General features: G+C 45.8%; 5 protein-coding genes. 1 reads left to right on the top strand and 4 read right to left on the bottom strand.

The genetic code is table 11. The annotated features are described in order from the left end of the window. The first annotated feature begins 627 nt into the window (after positions 1–627). Complete coding sequence (locus DU508_RS16545; RefSeq protein WP_115403904.1) at positions 628–1,257, top strand: hypothetical protein; 630 nt, start codon at positions 628–630, stop codon at positions 1,255–1,257. A 32-nt stretch (positions 1,258–1,289) separates the two neighbouring features. On the opposite strand, the gene DU508_RS16540 is transcribed toward DU508_RS16545, so the two are convergent. The 4 genes from DU508_RS16540 to DU508_RS16525 form a co-directional block, all read right to left on the bottom strand. Next, complete coding sequence (locus tag DU508_RS16540) at positions 1,290–10,391, bottom strand: RHS repeat-associated core domain-containing protein (protein WP_115403903.1); 9,102 nt, start codon at positions 10,389–10,391, stop codon at positions 1,290–1,292. A 35-nt stretch (positions 10,392–10,426) separates the two neighbouring features. Then, entirely contained in the window at positions 10,427–11,410 is a 984-nt protein-coding gene (locus tag DU508_RS16535) for a hypothetical protein (RefSeq protein ID WP_115403902.1), read from the bottom strand. Between the two features lie 129 nt (positions 11,411–11,539). Then, positions 11,540–12,316 (bottom strand): hypothetical protein, encoded by a 777-nt coding sequence (locus DU508_RS16530; protein WP_115403901.1) that lies wholly within the window; start codon positions 12,314–12,316, stop codon positions 11,540–11,542. Positions 12,317–12,320: 4 nt separating this feature from the next. Continuing rightward, entirely contained in the window at positions 12,321–18,758 is a 6,438-nt protein-coding gene (locus tag DU508_RS16525) for a hypothetical protein (RefSeq protein ID WP_115403900.1), read from the bottom strand. Position 18,759: the final 1 nt, after the last annotated feature.

Below are 18,759 nucleotides of genomic sequence, written 5' to 3'. Positions count from 1 at the left end.
CTGGTATAACAGAAAGAGAAGGCATTCAGCATTGGACTATAACACTCCCGAACAAGCCGGGCAGACCATCGCTGGGGAAAAAACAGAAGCTGCATAAAAAGGTCTCTACTTTTCTATTGCAATTCCACATAGGCATAGCCACTGCTGCCCACATCGGCGCCATTGGTCACGCCCGCCGCATCGTTCAGTGTGGCCGTTCGCCGCCATTCGCATGCTGCAAGGCAAAAAACATTGCCACGATGTAACAACGAAAGCAGAACACTAAAAAGTCGTAGCGGGACACTACGACTAGATGGAGCTTGCTTTTTTATGCAATAAAGTTCTCTTATATTTACATTTTCATTGTAACAACGGTTGGATATGAGTAATACATTAAACATCGGAAGCAAGATAGTCACGCTCAGGAAGGCCAGGGACTGGTCGCAGGTTGACCTTGCACAGCAGATTGGGGCATCACGTGAGTCTGGTGGGCAGCTCAGACATCGAGATGGACACCGAGACGCTAAGGCGCATACAGGAGGTGGACAAACTGCCCCAGGAGGACAGGAAAATGGTCTACGCATTCCTCGATACCTTCGTGGACAAGAGCAAGATTAAGGAAATACTCAAAAAAAGTTAGGTGGTTATATGTACTACTCGATAAAGACAAGAACAGACAAAGAGGTTGGGGGGGTATTCCCACAGGTGTCATGCCTGAACCAGCAACTGGCACACAGCATACAATCAAACAGTTTCATAAATGCGGACAGCGACCTGCTGTACAAACTTGAGCCCAAGGCAAAACTTACCAACGTCCTTTCGCAGGCAGAGATTTCGGCACTCGGATTTCTGATTGACGAAAAGACGAAAGGCATTGTCAAAGGATTTGATATAGTCCCACACAACTATAACCAGGCTACCGTAAAGGACAACAATGGCAGGGAGTATCATTACTCCTGGCTGCATCTCGGGACAAAGCTGGAGGACCTGCAGTGGCTGGACTACCAGAACTCCAGCTTTTACGTAAAAGAATATGGTTTCAGGAAAGAGGATATATCTATCAAATCCTACCAAGATTATGAACAAAAATCAATAGAAGTTGGCGATATGGCTGTAATTCTTATCGAGAAGATAAAGATAAAACCTCAATATAGAATTAATGCAGATATGTTTACCTTACCGCTTCTTACTAGAAACATATTTATATCCCAAAGTCTAAAAATAGCTTTGGATGAAAATAGCATCACTGGCATATCGACCGAAGAAGCTTTTGAGTAAGCTTCTTCGGTTCCGTCCAATTATATTACAAGTTAGAACTGCAAGTCGTTGACCTTTGTTTTGGGACTTTTCTCAATTGTTTTCTTCAGTCCCTCCGAAAAATTCTCGAGAAACTTCTTTGCTGCTTCGGGAGAGTAAGTTCCTCCTCTTTTTGCTTTATCTGCCCATTCGGTAATATTATTAAGAACTCTTTCAGTATATTGGGGATGATTGGCATGTGTTCCCGCATCCCCAGCTGCCGCCCCCGCCTTTGTATATTTCTTGAGCCCGATGCCGTTTACCTTTCCGTTAAACTCAAAGCCGGCATTCACAGCATCCGCAACAACATCGTTTTTCTTGAGCAGTTCCATCGGGATAACATGGTGCGCCTCTTTGCCTACCATATCAGCCCCGCCCTTAATCAGTGCACTTCTCAGTGCTGTGCTCCCGCCCAGTACGGCATCGGCAACTCTCTCCCCCTTAGAAGCATATGTCAACCATTCAACACCACGGGTGCCCCATTTCCAAGCTTTTGAAAGCGTGCTCCCACTAACAACAGGCAGGAACAGACCTGCGGCCGCCAGCCCCTTGTCCCAGCTGGTGGCAGGGCTGCCATCAACATTTATGGCCTGGCCCTTTCTGGTCATCATCGTTGTCAGTACGGTAACGTCGTTTACATCCGAGGCGGTTAAAAGGCTTATGGTGCCTTTCTTAACACCTTCATTATATCCGCGAATTACATCCGAGGTATTTACATTGGCATCCCTCGGGATTATCATCACTGCAGATTCCAGACCGTCCCTGTCTATGGCTGCTATTGGGCTGTTGCTGGCAAACTGGTAGGGTGTCAATTCAGGATATTCTGGACTTAGGGGGTCCACGCTCAAAAACCTTCCAATCCTCGGGTCGTATATCCTCATCCCATAGTCCTGCTGGTTTCCGTCCCCCTTTGCCTCATTGTCGTTCTCCTTGCCGTTGAAACCGTACCTATATGGCGTTCCGGCCGTATATGAGCGTCCGGGCATTAGCATCCCGCCGGCGTAGTAGTCGTTGGCATTCACCACAACCGGCTCGTAAGTGCTGCCGGTTTGTGTGCGGTTGTCATTGATCACCGCCATCACATTGCCCAGGTGGTTGCTCAACTCAAAGAACTTCAGCCCGTAACTGTTCCATACCGAACTGCCATTGGCCACTGCTAAGTTAAGGTTTGGCCGCCACATTCCCAAACGGCCACTGCCATACAATTGCTGCTCACGCCAGTTGCTCTTGTTGTTCGCATTGTCATAAACCGCCAGGCTGTTGCCCTGCGCATCGCGCACGTACCAGGTCTTCAACCCGCCCGCCGTTTTGCTCACACGGTTCCCCGAGGCATCGTAGGTATAGACAATGTTGCCGCTGCTCTTCGTCACCTGTTTGATCTTGCCGTAAACCGTCCAGTCGATGTTGCTGATGCCCCCGGCAGCATCGCTCTTCAGGTTGCCGATCTCATCATAGGCATAGCTGCTGCTGCCCACATCGGCGCCATTGGTCACGCCCGCCGCATCGTTCAGTGTGGCCAGGCGGTTGTTCAGCAGCCTGCCATTGCCATCGCGGTCATAGCCATAGCTCAGGTTGTCCATCAGGTTGCCGTTCTGGTCGTTGCGCTGCAAGGCCAGGATGTTCCCGTTGCCATCGTAGCTGAAATCCTCTTTGAACCGCTGGCCGGCAGTGGCAAAGCTCCAGTTGCCCGGGCCTCCCAGCACATGCTGGCGGAAGCTTTTTATCCGGTTCAGCTGGTCGTAACCGTAGCTGTAGCCCCTGGTGGCACCGCCCTCTATCTGCGCAATGGCATAGGTGCTGCCGGCAATGTTACCGTTGTACAGGTTGCGCCCTGCAGGCTGGGCGTTGTTGCCCTGTAAGGCATGCCCAAAGGCATTGCCTCCGCCAATGGGGCTGTAATCACCGGTATGGTAGGCCAGGCTGTAAGCCAGGGCATCTTTGGCGATCACACTGCCATCGCCGCCAATGTCGGTTCCGCCCAAAGCTGATCCGTTCAGGCCCTTCAGCCAGCCCTGAAGCGTATAGGCATGGTCCATGCCCTGTACCTTTCCGCCCTCACGGCCCAGCTCAACACGGGCCAAAGGGCCGTGCAGGTAGTACTGGTAGCTGGCATCCAGCCGGCGGTGCGGTGCCAACAATGTGCTGCCGAAGCTGTGGCCGGACAGGCTCGCCTCCACCCCGCTCCAGGCCTCCGTGAGGCGGTTCTCCGCATCGTACCGATACTGGTAAAAAAACCGGTCGTTTTGTCCCTTTTGGTAGGCCAGGAAATTTACCTTGCCGCTCACCAGGTCGTACTCATAGTCCAGGCGCTTCACGCCCAGCCCGCTGATCTGCTGGTACAGCGTTTTCACGTTCCCCGCATAATCGTAGCTGTAATAAGTGGCATTCTCCACCGCTCCTGTCGGCGTGGCGCGCGTCAGGCTGGCTGATACCCGCTTGCGCAGGTTGTCTTGCGCCAGCCCGGCCGGAATGCCGTTGGTCACCGCGGGCGCATCATAATAGGTCTGCGTGAGCTGGGTACGGGCACCGCTGGCCAAAAGGCTGTTCAGGGTGGCCTGTGCCACATGGCCCGCCTCGGGCACCGTGCCGCTCATCTTCTTCTGGCCCACCTCGGTGATGCGGCCAAGAGCATCGTATTCGGTATAGCTGTAATCTTTTCCCACGGCCTGTCTGGCATTTTGGCTGAAGACCAGGCGACTGATCTGATCGTACCAGAACTTACTGATGCCCGCATCGGGCGTTTGCTGCTGCACCACCTGGCCCGTGGCGTTATAGGCGTAGCTGGTGGCCAGCACATGCGCCGGATAAACCCCGTTGAACTGGGTCTCGATAGTGCTGCCATCGCCGAGGGTGGTCGGCCCCCCGGCCGCGGGCACATTGAAACGGTACCAGGACAGGCCGCTCGTGTTCTGTGCGGCAAAGCACTTGCTCTCTGCATTGGCGGCAATCTCAGCCGCCACCATCAGCCTGTTCCGGTACACCCGCAGGTGTTTCAACATGCTCATGTTGTTTGGCATGGCAAGCGGATCGCCTGTTATGGCCCAGCCGCAGCCCGCATAAGGTGCGCCCGCCACCGGCGTGTACCGGGTTCCGTTTACCCAAATCTGTAAAGCGCCCTGCGCCAGGTTGGCGCCCTGTATCACGATGTGGGTCCAGGCTTGCAGCGGCAACAGGTCGCTGATGTCGGCCGTGACATGGTTGCTCAGCGTGATGCTCACGTTATCGGCCGCCGTTTGGTTCAGGCTGAACACATCAACGCTCAGCAGATTTCCGTTCTGGCAGGCCTGCAGCATGTATTTCATATCGGGCGTGGCCGCAATAAACTGCCTTGGGCCCGCCGCATTGGCATATAGCCACAGCTCTACGGCATTGTTGCCCGTGTTTTTCAGGGCAGCGCTCAAAGTGTTCAGTGCCGTGGTTCGGTTGGCCGCCGTGGCCGGTCCGTTGTAGCTGCAATCATTGTTCAGCATGCCTTCACGATGGGCGCTTACTGCCGTGATCTCGGTACCTGCCAGTGGCACCACGCCCTCAGGTGGTACAGTGCGCACCAGGTTGCCCATCTGGTCATAGTAATACAGCGTATAATGGTAAATCTGCTGTTGGGCATCCAGCCTGGCACTGGCCCTGGCGGCCGAGCAGGTAGCGATATAAGCTGCCACAAATTTACGGCGCTCTTCGGCCATGTATGTCTGGTATTCCCTGTCGCCAAGGCCAAAGCCCAGTTCAAACAGCGATTTCACACAGGCATATGGATCCACCGCTGCCGTACCAAAAGAGGGTTCGTTGCAGAGTTGTTGTTTATTGGCATCACTGGCAAAGGCCATGTACTGAAAATAGCCAAGCGTAAAGCCATACTTGTAGTTGAGGTAGTTGGCCAGTATGGTTTCATAATTGCTCCAGCTGCTGTTCGGTGTGCTGCTAAACTGGGCTGCAATTGCTGCCACACTGGCATTGTAATCTGATTTTGAGATACAGCCCCCACTGTTCTGTAAAAAGACAGGCAGCTTCATGTCCTGCGCCAAAAGGTACTTGCAATTGCCGCAGCCTTTCAACAGCGCCGTAAATTCGGTCTGGCTCAGGGTCATGGCGCTGCCATAGCTGTTTTGCAGATAGCTATAAAAACCGGCATCGCTCATGCCCGATGGGCGCAAATTGTTCAGTCTGGTGCAAATTTCCGGGCTTGTGGCCGAGATGATCACATCCACAGCCTGTTGTGGCTGTTGGTAAGGATAGGTACCATCCAGGATCCATGGGTTAAGATCATTGGTAAAGGCACTTATGCCCAATACCTTTTTAATCACTTCGGCAAAGCTGCTGCAGTTGGTACCATCTATATTAACCGGGGATGATGTTGGTGCAATATTGCCCGATCCGAATGGATGGGTTTTATCTCCGCCGCGTTTACAAATCTCAATGAGGTTATCGCGTAGCTTATCCCGGGTGGTTTGGTTATATCCCCCCGCATCAAGGCCGGCTTTCAGGCGCTGCATCCACTGCCCGGCATTGGCGTTACAGTTTTCGGCAACGGCAGCGGCAATTGCAGCCGCTTGCTGCGCTTCTATCTGGGTGCCACCAATGTTTGGAACAATGAAATCGGACGTTGGGAAACGGGTGGTTTTACCGGCATAGGCTGTGCAACTGGTGGGTGTGCCATCGCAGGCAGTAGCTGTGCCGCATACCGATATAGGTCCAGACATGCCGATGGTATAGAAATCGGGAATGCATACGTTGGCCGTATTGGTTACAGGGTCAAGTGGTACATCATACATCAGCACCTGCGAAATACCATTATAATAGGTTATCAGTACGTTTACAGTTTGATAGGAACGGTTACAGATCTGGACGCCCGGAGCCAAAGATATATGGTAGGTTTTTCCTGCTCCCTCGTTCGGGTCATAACAATAGGCGCCCGTGGCAGAGATAACAAAATCAGTACTGTAGCATTCGCTCATTGCACGAGCCTCACTAATACCTTCGGTAGTTAAACTGGCCATGCTTGTTTTGGCGCCAGTTACCACCATTCCCGAATCAGGAGATGCCTTTTTTGCCAACTGACGTGCCTTCAGCATAATAAGTCTGGCTTTTAAAGAACTATCGCTTTCTTTAAATTTGGCAACCCACACGTTTCTGTAGATATTAAAAGAGCCTTTTCCGTTACGGATTGCGAAATAATCTTTTTTCACATAACTGCCAAAGCGTTGTTTTAATTTGGCCTTTAATTTGGTCGATGTTTTTGCTTTGGATGGATCCGTTACGCTGATCAGGTAAACATGATTATTGTCTACATCAGCTGCAAGTTTTAAACTGGTACTTTGCAATGACTGAAGCTGCACAGTTTCTTCACAGGGTTGCTCTGGCTGTTGAAGATTTGCTGCCACCACCATGGCAAAAGGCAAGGTTGGAACACAACCACCGCCACCGCCGCCTCCACCGCCACCGCCGCCAAGGTAAGTATAACACAAAGACACCCAAACGTTGGTATAATGGTAGCTCAATGAGCCAACATAAACCGTATAGCAGTCGTAAAAGGTCATATCGCTGCTGTTGGCTATGCCATTACAATAACCAACAGGCTGGTTGCCTGATGAATAACCTTGTATAATGGTATAATCGTATCGGTAAGAACCATAAATGGCATAAAACTGGTTTTGAGAAGAGGCACCATCAACATAGGCCGTGCCCTGGAACTGGCAGGCAGCCGGAATGGCCTCGGTACATACTATTTCCCAAACATTGGTCAGGTTTTGGGTATTATTGTTAAAATTAAGGTTTAAGCAGGTATTAAATGTTAACCCTGAGGTGCCGGAACTACAGTAAGCAGAAACAGAAGGGATATTTGATGCATTACCGGAAATGTAATAGTAAGTGGTTTGCGTATTGTTGATGTAATCAAAAGTGCGATAGGTAGTTGCATTAAGTTGTATGCCCGGATTACTGATCGTTCTGTTCTGACATATTGGAGCAGGCAATAAGCTCATTGGCGTGCCAATGGTGCAGGCCGTGGCACAAGTGGTGCTATTGCGTAATTGTATATAATATTTTTCTTTTAAATCCAGATAAAACGAACGGTACAGCTCCCACTCTCTATCTGGAATACGGCAGCTTCCGCTTGGGCTGCAATTGTTCCAGGTATCGCTATTAGGTGTGGTGTTGGTGGTTGCAGTCCCATCAGAACAATATAGTGTAAAATCAACCAGTTGCAGCAAGCTCTTATTGGTTAAACTGTACATACCGCTTACCCTGACAGAATATTGTGCCAGATCCTGTAACATGTCATTCCTATAGGCCGCACCCGCGCCTCCAGGCATAAAAAACGGATCAATGCTCAACAGCCAGTTGGTTGCGTTGCCAGAACCATAAGCCGCTTGAGCTGCAGTTTTATCAGCAAGTTTGATGTCCCATATTTTTGATACGCTGTTCTGCTGGCAGAACTGCAATTTGCAATATTCGGGGTGGTAGATCAGAAATTTTTCTGCCCAGGATGGTTGCCAGTATTTAACCAGTTCGGCAAGCGTAAAAGAGGCATCATAAGGCGAGGTTATCGTGTTGTTTTCCCGAGTGACCAAATTGGACTGATAAATGGCATCTGATGGGTTGGCAACAGGAAATGCAGCTCTGAAATGAAGTTGAAGTACGTTAATGTTTGGCTCAGACAGCGAGCCTAAAGCATTAACCGGTGCATACTGCCCACCAGGCGAAACATCTGCCAGCATTACAACTGTATACTCATCACATGGTGATGACGGAGTTGTGGTGCAGGCAGCTTCAAGTGCTGTGATCTGGCTGGCAATAACACTATACAAACCACTTACAAAAGTGCTGTAACCGGCAGGGTTATCGCCAAGCTCGGTGATCTTTGTGTTTATGGCGGCAACAAAGGTGGCCTGATTGCCCAGTTGCTGGCGTGCGGTTTTACAATCAGAAAAACAATCATTAAAGTTAAGCTTTTGTAGCTGGCTGAGCACAAATGCCGATCGTTTGGTAAGTGTACCGTTGGTAAGCCCGGCATTAACATAGTTATCGGTAAAATCTTCTATCACTTTGGGGCTCAACCTGAAGTTGAAGGTAATATAATATTCTCCTATCTGATTGAAATTGATCGCCAGCGGTGTTACTGCCGGCGCTACCGCGTTGCAATTGGTATTATCGACCACGTTAGAGGCTTTTGAGCCAATGGTTTGCGGTGTAGTACTGCGATAAATCAGGTTTTTGCAATCATCAGTTATAGTAATGGTCAGTTCATAATAGCAACTGCTGCAGGGTTGAAACGCACCTCCGGGATAACGGCTGACCAGTTTTTCGATATCATAACTTAAACTTGCGGGTCCGGTAACGGTAGGTGTATAGGTAGTTGTGGCGCTAAGGCTCAAAGTGGTACTGTTAAAACTAAACTGTGCCGGATTGAGCACCTGCAGCGATACCTGTTGTGCTGCCGGTTTGTTTGGCAACGGATCAACATTGCCAGGCGTATTTCCGGCAAGTGCCGTTGCAATCGTTTTCCCCGATGCATTTAAATAACTGATTGAAATCTGGCCGTTGGGGTCAACAACCGTATTTTTCAGATAACGCTCGGCATAACCCACATCATTACCAAAAATACGATCGATTTCCCATTGCGTTGGCTTATCATAATAATAGCGGGTAGTGTGCTTTTCGGCCTGTCCGGGCTGAAAAACCTGCCCTACACCACCTTGTAACCTGATTTTGCCCGTATTATCTCCTGTAAACTGCGTAACCGATAATGGATATCCTCCTGCATTCGGAATGTATTTGTTAAAATTAGGATTGCCGGAACCTAAAAAAGCGTTGGCACCCGAATAATATTTCGAAGCACCCGATTGCGTGCCCAGTGCATTAGGTGCAGGCTCGCATAAAAGGCTGTTTAAGTCTGAAAAACTGTAAGGTACCCCCGAGCCATTTACATTGAAAGAAGGGAAATAATGGATATATTGATTGCTCACATTATCTTTTACCGGCGCTGGTAAAATGCTGGCGGCCGCCCTTCCGAAACTGTCGTAAATATTTTCCTGCACTACAGCAACATTACTTTCGTTGTTAAGTGTTACCGTTTGCCTTCCGCGTAGCGTGCCATCAAAATAACTCACCACCTCTTTCCGCTTCCCTTCTTCGGCGTAGCTGGCGCTATATTGCCAATTCAGATTTTGCTCATGCCAGTTCAAATCCCATATCGCATAGGTGACATTATCATCCATCTTATAAAACCACTGTCCCTCAGCCCGTAATCCGTCTGCAGTATAGCTTACCTGCCTCATCCTCACCATGATGTATTTTGAATTACTGATCAGCGAAATCAGGTAATCTTGTTTGTTGGTTGTTATTCTGGTTGCGTTGTTCTTAAAAATCTGAGCCAGTACTTCCTCGCTGTAATAATTGCCGTATTGCTTAATTCCATTTACCGTTGTCCACCATTCCGAATCCTCATCAACATAAGTCCATTCAATATCATATTCCTGTACGCCAGATACCAATGCCCATGAAAGCGCGAGCTGGTTTTTACCGTTAACATGGCTTCCTGCTGTAAGCCTTTGCATGCCGCCCGAACCCTCCTGCCCCAATTGGCCGTTAATGCCCATAAACAGAAAGGGTTTAAACAGATAAGTACGGTCTATATTGATCTGGCTGGTTAACTGAAGTATCGCCGGGAGCGATTGGCCATACTCCGGACTGTTCATGGACACTACATATACCTTTACATAATAGCCATTGGTAAAGTTATAAACATCAATACCGTTATACACGGTTCCATTTTCTTTCGAGTAGTTTACCTGTAGCTTTACCGAATCTATTTTTGTGGCAATTGTTTGCTCCGGACTGCTGAAATATTCAATCCTTAACCTCATGCTACAGCTAAAAGAGCGACTGATATTTTGTTCATCAATCACTTGCAGTGAAATGGCATTTTGAACTGAAACGTTGGTAATTTCAGACCAGTTGAACGATGGATTTCTGAATTTCTCATCCTTTACCAGGAGTGAATCACCAGCCTTTATACTGCCCTTTAAAAAGTTTTTATAGGGTTCAATAGCTGCTTTAGCACGCAGCTGGCCTAGAACTAAAAAAAGAACTACGAAAATAATACGGAGCGTTCCGTTCATATCACTGTGCATTTATGGGTTATAAATATGGTGTTTCATCGTTTGTTTGTTTTTTTGTTGAAAACAGCCCTCTCCAAGGCTCCCAACCGTTTGGATTGTGAGCGGTTAACCTGTTCATAAGTTTTCAACTCCTTGCTTTTTTCAATGAGATGCAAGGTAAGCTCTTCGATTTTTTTCAGTAAAAGCTTGTTCATCTCCCCCAGTTCGATCCCATGTTTTTCTGCTTCGGCTGCCGAAGGGATCTCGGGCAGGTGCTTGTACTTCTGGATGTATCGTTCGAGCTCGGGCAGTGAGGTTTTTTGATGTCCCGGCTCAAAAACGTAATCGGGCATGCCCTGGACATCAACTCGTATTTCCCTGGCCTTTATCTTTCCGTTCACAGTGAGCTTTTCGGATGGGTTGGTTAAGCCGATGCCAACGTTACCGTTGAAAAAGTTAGTGCCCCCTCCTTTAAAATAGGCCGTGCCTGTATGGTCGATCCCGTTTCTGTTCACATTGTAAGAAACTTGGGTAAGGTAATGTCTGGGCGGGCCTAACACCTCTTCGTAAGGCAGCGGATTCTGGACATTGTCGTATACCGCCGCTGTGACATTGGCCGTGCTGTGCAAATGGTAGCTGAGTCCGCCCTTTAGCCAAACGATGATCTTTTGAGTCCCGTTTCGCAACGTGGCATCGACCCAATCGGCAATCAACAGATTATCTGAAGTGTTATGCACGTTCGCATCGATGAAATGAGACAAATGCCCATAATTAGTGGTATGATAAGTGAACTCGGCCATGATGGAGCCTTTCCAGCTTTGATTTTCATGAATGTCTGATCGCCCAATCGTAAAAGAGGTAGGCCGGTGGTTAAACCAATTCGCATCGTTGAACACCACGGGATAAAATTTGTCTTCATCTCCTCCGACAGTGAACACAGTGGCGGTTTGTGCTTTTGATCCTCCTGAAAAAAACATGTAAATCAGGAGCATTGAATAATATTTCGAAAATCTGTTCTTTATAATGGTCATTTCTAACATTTTGTTTTATCCATGTAATGTTTAAACTCATCTGCCGGGGGCAGATTTTTTAGCAACGGCTTTTAATGGCAGGACTGGAGGTGGTTTTGAAAAACCATTGATCCGTTACTGGTGCTGAGGTCATATTTTTCATGGCAGTTTAATCAGTTCGTATTTACTAAACTCTTTTGTTGTAACAGGATCTGATGTTTTAATCCCTTCCAAAAAACTATTCATATCAGGAATGCCTGCCGAACCGGGATTTTGCCTTTTTATCTTAAAAGTGATGCGTTTATCTAATTTAATATCGTATGGATCATTAAAATTATCCATGCGAAGAAAAACCGACAAGGGCTCTAAATTTTGCGCCTGGTAGGTCACTTCATAAACCCTGCACGAGATATGGTTCATGTTTATAAGGGAAATTTTGCGGATACCCTCTTCAACAGTTTCATCTTTAAGCACATACCCTTCCGATTTAATATGATCTACCACCTTTTCGGGAATGGGCAGCAATCGGTCTTGTTTATTTTTACTGCTATTACCAAACATCATTTTTTGTTGCCCGTGATCAACAAAAAGGTATTTTTCATTGGCAATCAGGGTTTCAGTTTTCCCAAACTGGCAATAAAACCTCGCACCCTGCTGCTCAAAACGATAAGGAAGATCGATGATGTTCTGGGTAGAATCTGCCCCGTCAAAAATTGAAATATTCAGCGCCAAATGATTTGTATTTGACAGGAATGATGTTATTTTCAAAAACTTCTGCACCAACATACTGTCTGGTTCCGCTATCGCTGTTTGCCCGGTAATTTGATTTTTTATGGGTTCAGGGTTATTGACCAGCCATTTCGCAGCAGCGCCAAGTCCGCAGAAAATCACTAAAATCAAGCCTGTTGCAAAGGCGTTTTTTATTACTTTTTCCATGTATTTATTTTTTGCGATAAGACGAATGGTTCTCTTTTATGGTGGCAATTCCCCGCTCTGTTTCTTTTTTCACCCTTACCAGTGATCCTTCATCATCATATTCATAAAATGTAGCAAAACAGTTTTCATCCAGTTCGGCCATCAATCTAAAATTACGATCATCGTAAACGTATGATTTCATCATGGCGTCTTTGGGATGGATACGGATATCATCAACGTATACTGTGCCTGTAGCAGGCAAAATATTCACGGTAAAGCGGCCATTGTTATTCTGTACAACTGATAGGTTTCCTTCTAATAATTTCCATCCCTCAACAATGGCTCTACAGGTTAAACTGGCCGTTTGCATACCGTTTGGGTTTCCATAGGTTACCGAAACATTTACGTTTTTATTCAATGGCTGTCCGTCATAAACCCATATGTTTAAAACATAAGTTAATTCATTATCGGGCTCAAACCCACGTGGGTATAAGCCCCGGCCTGCTAAAAGGGTAAATTCGTTTTTATCAGTTCTGCCCAAATACGCGCCTTGCTTTTGTTTCCCTGAATGACGAATAGTTTCCAGTTTTATACCACTGCCCGGAAGCAGAAGCGAATAATTTCCGGAATGTGCCATGTTGCTTCTGCGATCATAAAGAAGCGCCTGCCCGTATGCATTGGTAAGCTCTTTGGCCGCATTGGTATCAGGTATGGCTGAAATCCGTGACCGGTCTTCAAAACTGTTCACATATATATCCCTGCGTTTGCTGTTAGAGGCCACCGCAGAAGGGAACTGGCCGGAAAAATCAAACGATGCGGCACTTGATCTTTTCAAGGCATCTTCATTTTCCAGTTCCTGACCATATAAATCATACAATTTTACGGTATTACCGGGCACCCATTTATCTGCCAGAATGTTTAATGACCAGCCCTGAGCATTATCATTTTTCCAGTATGACCTAAATGATTTGAAATAACCTGCATTGGCCACGTTTACGCCCTTTTTACCCTGAACAAAAATATTATCATAAGATCTGTTCACCTGGTGGGCCAGTTGCGTAAATGGCCTCCAGTTTCCCTTCATTCCCTGAACAAATGGGTTGAAATAACTTTCATAGGTAAAGCGCCAGATTTTATTTCCACCAATCGTCCTGAAAGTCTGAAAATTAGATTGATCTGCAATTAAGTTTGCTGTTGAAAATATGGTACTTAAACTCGAGGAGCCGGCAGCATATCTAACCTCCTGGTAAGAATTATTATAAATTTCAACGCCCATGCTTGCTGGATTTCCAGACCAGTCGTTATAAGTATTATTTTCATTATATCCCTGAACCTCTATCTTATGATGGCCTTCCGGTAAATAGATGGGATATAAGGTCCAATACTGGAGGTTATTATCCATCTCTGGCACAGCGACGATATTGTCAATGGTTATTTTCAATCTGTCATCACCTGCAAACCCAATATAATACATCTTGCTCGTGGGCACATAAAAGTTAGAAGTGAATCCTAAATATTCGTTTATGCCCGGATTAGGCAAATTCGGCCAAATGCCGGTATTGGACAAACGACTATTCAGATATGTATTGCTGAAATAAGAATAAGTTCCGCAATTTTCTATTGTACCTTCAAAATCATCGCAAAGATTATAGATTCTACTTCCCAATTGTCCATATGATGCCTTATAACCGATCATCTTATAAGTGAACACCTGTGTTGTATTTTCTTTCCGTTCTGTGATCTGCCCTGCTCCGTTTGCCGGCCATTCATCATCATAAGTGCTGGCCGCAGCATTAATTACCTTTAAACTTGCCAGTTCTAGTGCTGAGGCCAGGGCAATCTTCCCATTTACAATAGGATTGTTCAAACAGGTAATGGTTTGCGCATTTGCATGGAGTAAATTTCTGTAGCCAGATCTGATGATCTTAAAACTCCGGTTTAAGCCAGTGCCACTAAGTGTAGATAACCTGGCGCCATTTTGGTCTATCAAAATTTTGGCAGATTCATTCTGTGCGATTGAACGATTGTTAATTACCCAATAATGAATACCAGTGCCCAGGTTAACCAGTTCGTCACCTTCTGCAAGAGCGGCCCAGTATTCTTCATTTATTTCATACTGGCTATTTAAGGTCACTTCGCGCAATATTGCGCCTTGATTCTGGTACGCCCCTCCCATCTTTATAAAAGGCCAATAAGCCGGGATATTGATGGTGTAAAAACTTTTCTTGAATTCATTTTCGGTTTTAGTGATGATAGGATCGCCGGTAACCCCATCATAGGCAAAGTTTTCTACAGCTATTGACGAGCCATTTTCTGTTTTTATCACCTTTTTGATCAATCCGTTCGTTTGAACAACTTTTACGGCGCAAACCGATCTGAAGAGTTTATATTCGTTATTATCATTAACCGGAAAATGAGGCAGCGGAATAATTGGAACGCCTAAAAACGGCAATAAATCCACACCGAGGTTTACTGCTGTTCCGTGGTTGATGCTTTCCTGTTCCCTTAAATCGGTAAAAAATTCGATGTCCCGGCCAATGATAACGTTCTCGGCTATATTTCCATCCTGCTTCACAATCGTTACCCTATTGTCGAGTTTTTTGGTTTCTCCTTTACTATCTTCAGTGATCTGATATTCATATATGGTTGATGAGATTTCAGCACCACCCGAATTGAATATCCGTTCGGCCCTGGGCTTGCCATGCATATCGTTGAGTTCTATTGTATATCCCTGAGAAAGTACCAGCTCTTCAATGCTGTTAGTTGCCACCAGTGAATAGTTATGCTGTGGCCTTGGGTTATATTTTTGCAAAGAAGAAACGGATACCTTTACCGGAAATTCACGACTGGTATAAAATTCATGAACAGAATAACCGGTTCTGGGTGTTCCCGCTCCTGCTGACGGATCTATATCTTTTACTGTTACGCGACTATAAGCCACACCAGCGGCAGGATAGAACGATTCGCCAAATGGAGCTTCGAGTTCAAAATAATTGTTTATACTCCCTTTTATTTTTTGAATGTAGGGCACTGGTTGCCTTAGTGCGTTCTCGTCGTTTCCAACAGAAGGCTCATAACTGGCTACACCGCTGCTGATCTTACGGCCCCTGTCGTCTACAGTCAGGTATTCATATTTTTGTCCGTAAACGCCTTTAGGCACATTAGATCCTGAATAATTGTCCCACTCGTCTTTGATCTCAATGCTTTTTACTCTGGCTCCACCGCCTATTTTACCCTTGCTGGCCAATGCGAGTCTGCAGAAACTTTGTGCAGGTCTGAAATCATTGCAAAACCCTCGTTCAAAAGCGCGCTTGTAAAAATTCTGCCGAAGTTCGCTCAGGTTTCTGGCCGCGTTTGCAATTGCACTTACAGCTGCTGATACTGAACCCGATTCATCTTTAATTCTGTTCTCAAACCCGGGATAAGCATATTTTGGATATTCATTTTTTAATTTCTGCCATGCGGCAAAACGAATTGGATTTGACGGCACTCCACCTTCATTTATACTTTCCATTTGTAGTGTCGCCTGGCTCCCCTGTATATTTACTCCGGTAATCTTTACATAAGCCGGAACAAAGTCCAGATCGTTACCATAACTATTGGCGTTAGCTGTACTCATCTTAATGTTCGATTTTGTGTACAGGTAATCAGATCCATTCAGGTAAACCTTCTTGAACCACTTTAAAAGATCGGGTTCGTTGGCAGGAATTGAATCAATGGCAACCGTAATGGAATTTGCCGTGGCAATATTGTTATTGCTGAAATTGAAGGGAACCATCACGGTTGCCCTCTTGTCTTGCACATAAGCATAATCATCGGCTTCATAACCAACATCGATAATTCCCCCTGAAGGAAGTTCGATACGGGTTAAATGCCACAATGCCACTGCTTGATCTGCTCTGCTACGATTTTGGTCGGCATAGGGATATTCCTCATTATTTAGTCCTCCGGGGTTTATATTTACATTTTTGTAAATACCCCACCGGTCGGTTGCCATGTGGCCATAAGATTGATTTGATCCGTATTGGAATACATAAGGATGGTGCTGCCCTTTATGTGTCAATCCGTATTCAAACCAAACCCGTTTTAAAGTAAGTTTACCTTTATTGGCCGCAACAGAATTTGGCGTATTCGGACATAAGTCATAACCATACTGAAATTTTACGGTTTTGATTGGTTTATTTAAATTCTCTTTACTGTAAAGCCTGATCTCTACCAGGCACTTCTGCCTGACTGATGCATCCAGTGCTCCTTTATAATCAGTTACGCCAAGCGCATCATCCCTGTCAGCAGTAATGAAATAGGCTATTTTATTTTTCGACTCTATGGAATGTACGTAATAAATTTCCTTTTCACCATATACAATGCTGCCTTTATCATCTTTTGGATCGGCCAAAAGGCCACGGTTAAGTGATGCTTCTGGCGTAGCACCTGAATTAAATGGAGTTCTCCATTTATAGGTGTTTATTTTTGAATAGTTAAATTTAACAGCGGTTCCGTTGTCATCAGAAGAAATACCATTATTTGTTCTGTCTAGATAGTCAGGCGAGAGAATTCCGGTTAAAAGAAAACTGCTTGCGTAGGCAGGTTGAATATCACGATGCAGATAATTGTCAGTATCGCCAATGGTATGGTTGATATTTCCCTGAGCATTTAAACTAACCGGTGTTTTTCCATTCCTGATGGCTATACTATTATCCACTGCGAAAGATATTTCTTCCTGTTTTTTATTATATACCGGCAAACCATAAACACTGCGTTGCCCGGTTTCATTCAGCACAGTGATCTCTGATAGATGGTGTGCCTTTCTAAGTGTGTTCATTCTGGCATCGTCCTGGCCATAGAGCGCATATAATGGATTGAATGACGAAATATTATTGAAAGGATAGGTTTTTATGGTTCTATCGAGCCCCGCTTTTGCTGATTCACTTGCTGTGAGGTAACTGATTGTGGTTTTTAATTCCTGGCGTTTGGTTCGTTCTATCTTATCGTTTATGTTATTAATCCCCGTAGCCGTGTTAAACGCCTGTAATGCGGTATGACCGGAGATGTTGACAGAGATGTTGTCTGTTCCTTTGATTTTACTACTCAACACATTATCCTCAAGAGTATGTTCATCGGGTCTTTTAAAAAACACATGTTGTTTTTCTATTGCTGCCGATTCATCCTGAAAATCTCCTTTACTAAGATACTGGTTATTGCTGGTCCACTTCCTTGTCGTATTAGAGGTAGCCTGTTCAAAACGTGTTACGCCTAAATGTACTCCATACCCAAATCCCAAATCCGTTCCAAAGGTTCCAACGGTTGATCTATCTACAGCAAGATTATCATAAAAAGCACCGGTTCCGCCCCGGTATAACCTGAACTGGCCTGAACCAGCCTGACTGTTATAAGTGAATATATCTGGCGTAGCAACAGGAATGGCCAGGTTTGGCAATTCTGGGATCACAGGATTTTCCTTTTCACGAATAAAATCATGAACAACGTTATTTTTGCTTTTTCCACTCTCTGAGTATAAAAATCCGTATTCCAAATGCTGCATTTGGGTGTTAGCCACTTCCCTCACACTTCTGTATCCGGTAAAGCCACCGCCTGCAAAGATGATCGTGGCAGAAACGCCAAGATCAATGCTAAAAGAATCGTACCTGGTATTGTATGGAACCTGTATTTTAGGTTGTAAGGGTTCTGTATTAAAGGATGTAAGCGGCGATGAAGTGTTAAATGAAAGCATAGAACTTCCCAATCCAAGACTTTTCATCCCCGACCGGCTATTATATCCGAGCGAAGAACTTAATCCAGCGTTTCCAATACTTTTTTCCCTTCCGTTGTCGGCAATGGACATGGAAACATTAGGTGATAAGTCCACTCCGCTTGCCGTGTTTGATAAAATGCCTATTCCCATACCCGAGGTAAGCATGCCGCCATTTGCAAATGAATAGGACACCCCTGCATTGGCGCCTATCTCTGCCCCGATTCCGGTATAGTTATCACTGAATATCCCAAAAGTGAATGATCCACTTAATTTAGCTTTTCCGCGGTTTTCAACTTTTGCACTGATTTTTCCTCCTATGGTTACTTTCGGCTTGGTAAAATGTGTGGTACTCAGGGTATCACCTTTCAAGTCATCAGGAACACCTCTCAACTGTCTGCTAATGGAGCCTACATTTAAATTCCAGCCCAAACCAACCCAACTTGCCTCATCCTCGATTCCTACACCCGACTGGTAATTTAAGTTCAATGGATAGCCATCAATATCTAAAAGTGGAATATTATATTTAAAATCACCGGTTATCAGATCAACCATATCGGTTGTACCAACAGGTTGAAAAGACTGACTCTCGGGTTGTGAGGGGCCTGAAGTTAATGAATAAGCAACCAGCGGATAAAAAAGGTTTACCATCGAAGCCATAATAAGCAGCCAGGCTACCCGTTTAACTCTACTTTTATTAAAAAAACGCATCATA

The organism is Pedobacter chinensis (genome assembly GCF_003339865.1).
GTDB lineage: Bacteria > Bacteroidota > Bacteroidia > Sphingobacteriales > Sphingobacteriaceae > Pedobacter > Pedobacter chinensis.
Note: the sequence above shows the minus strand (reverse complement) of the source record. Positions and strands in the feature narration are given on the sequence as shown.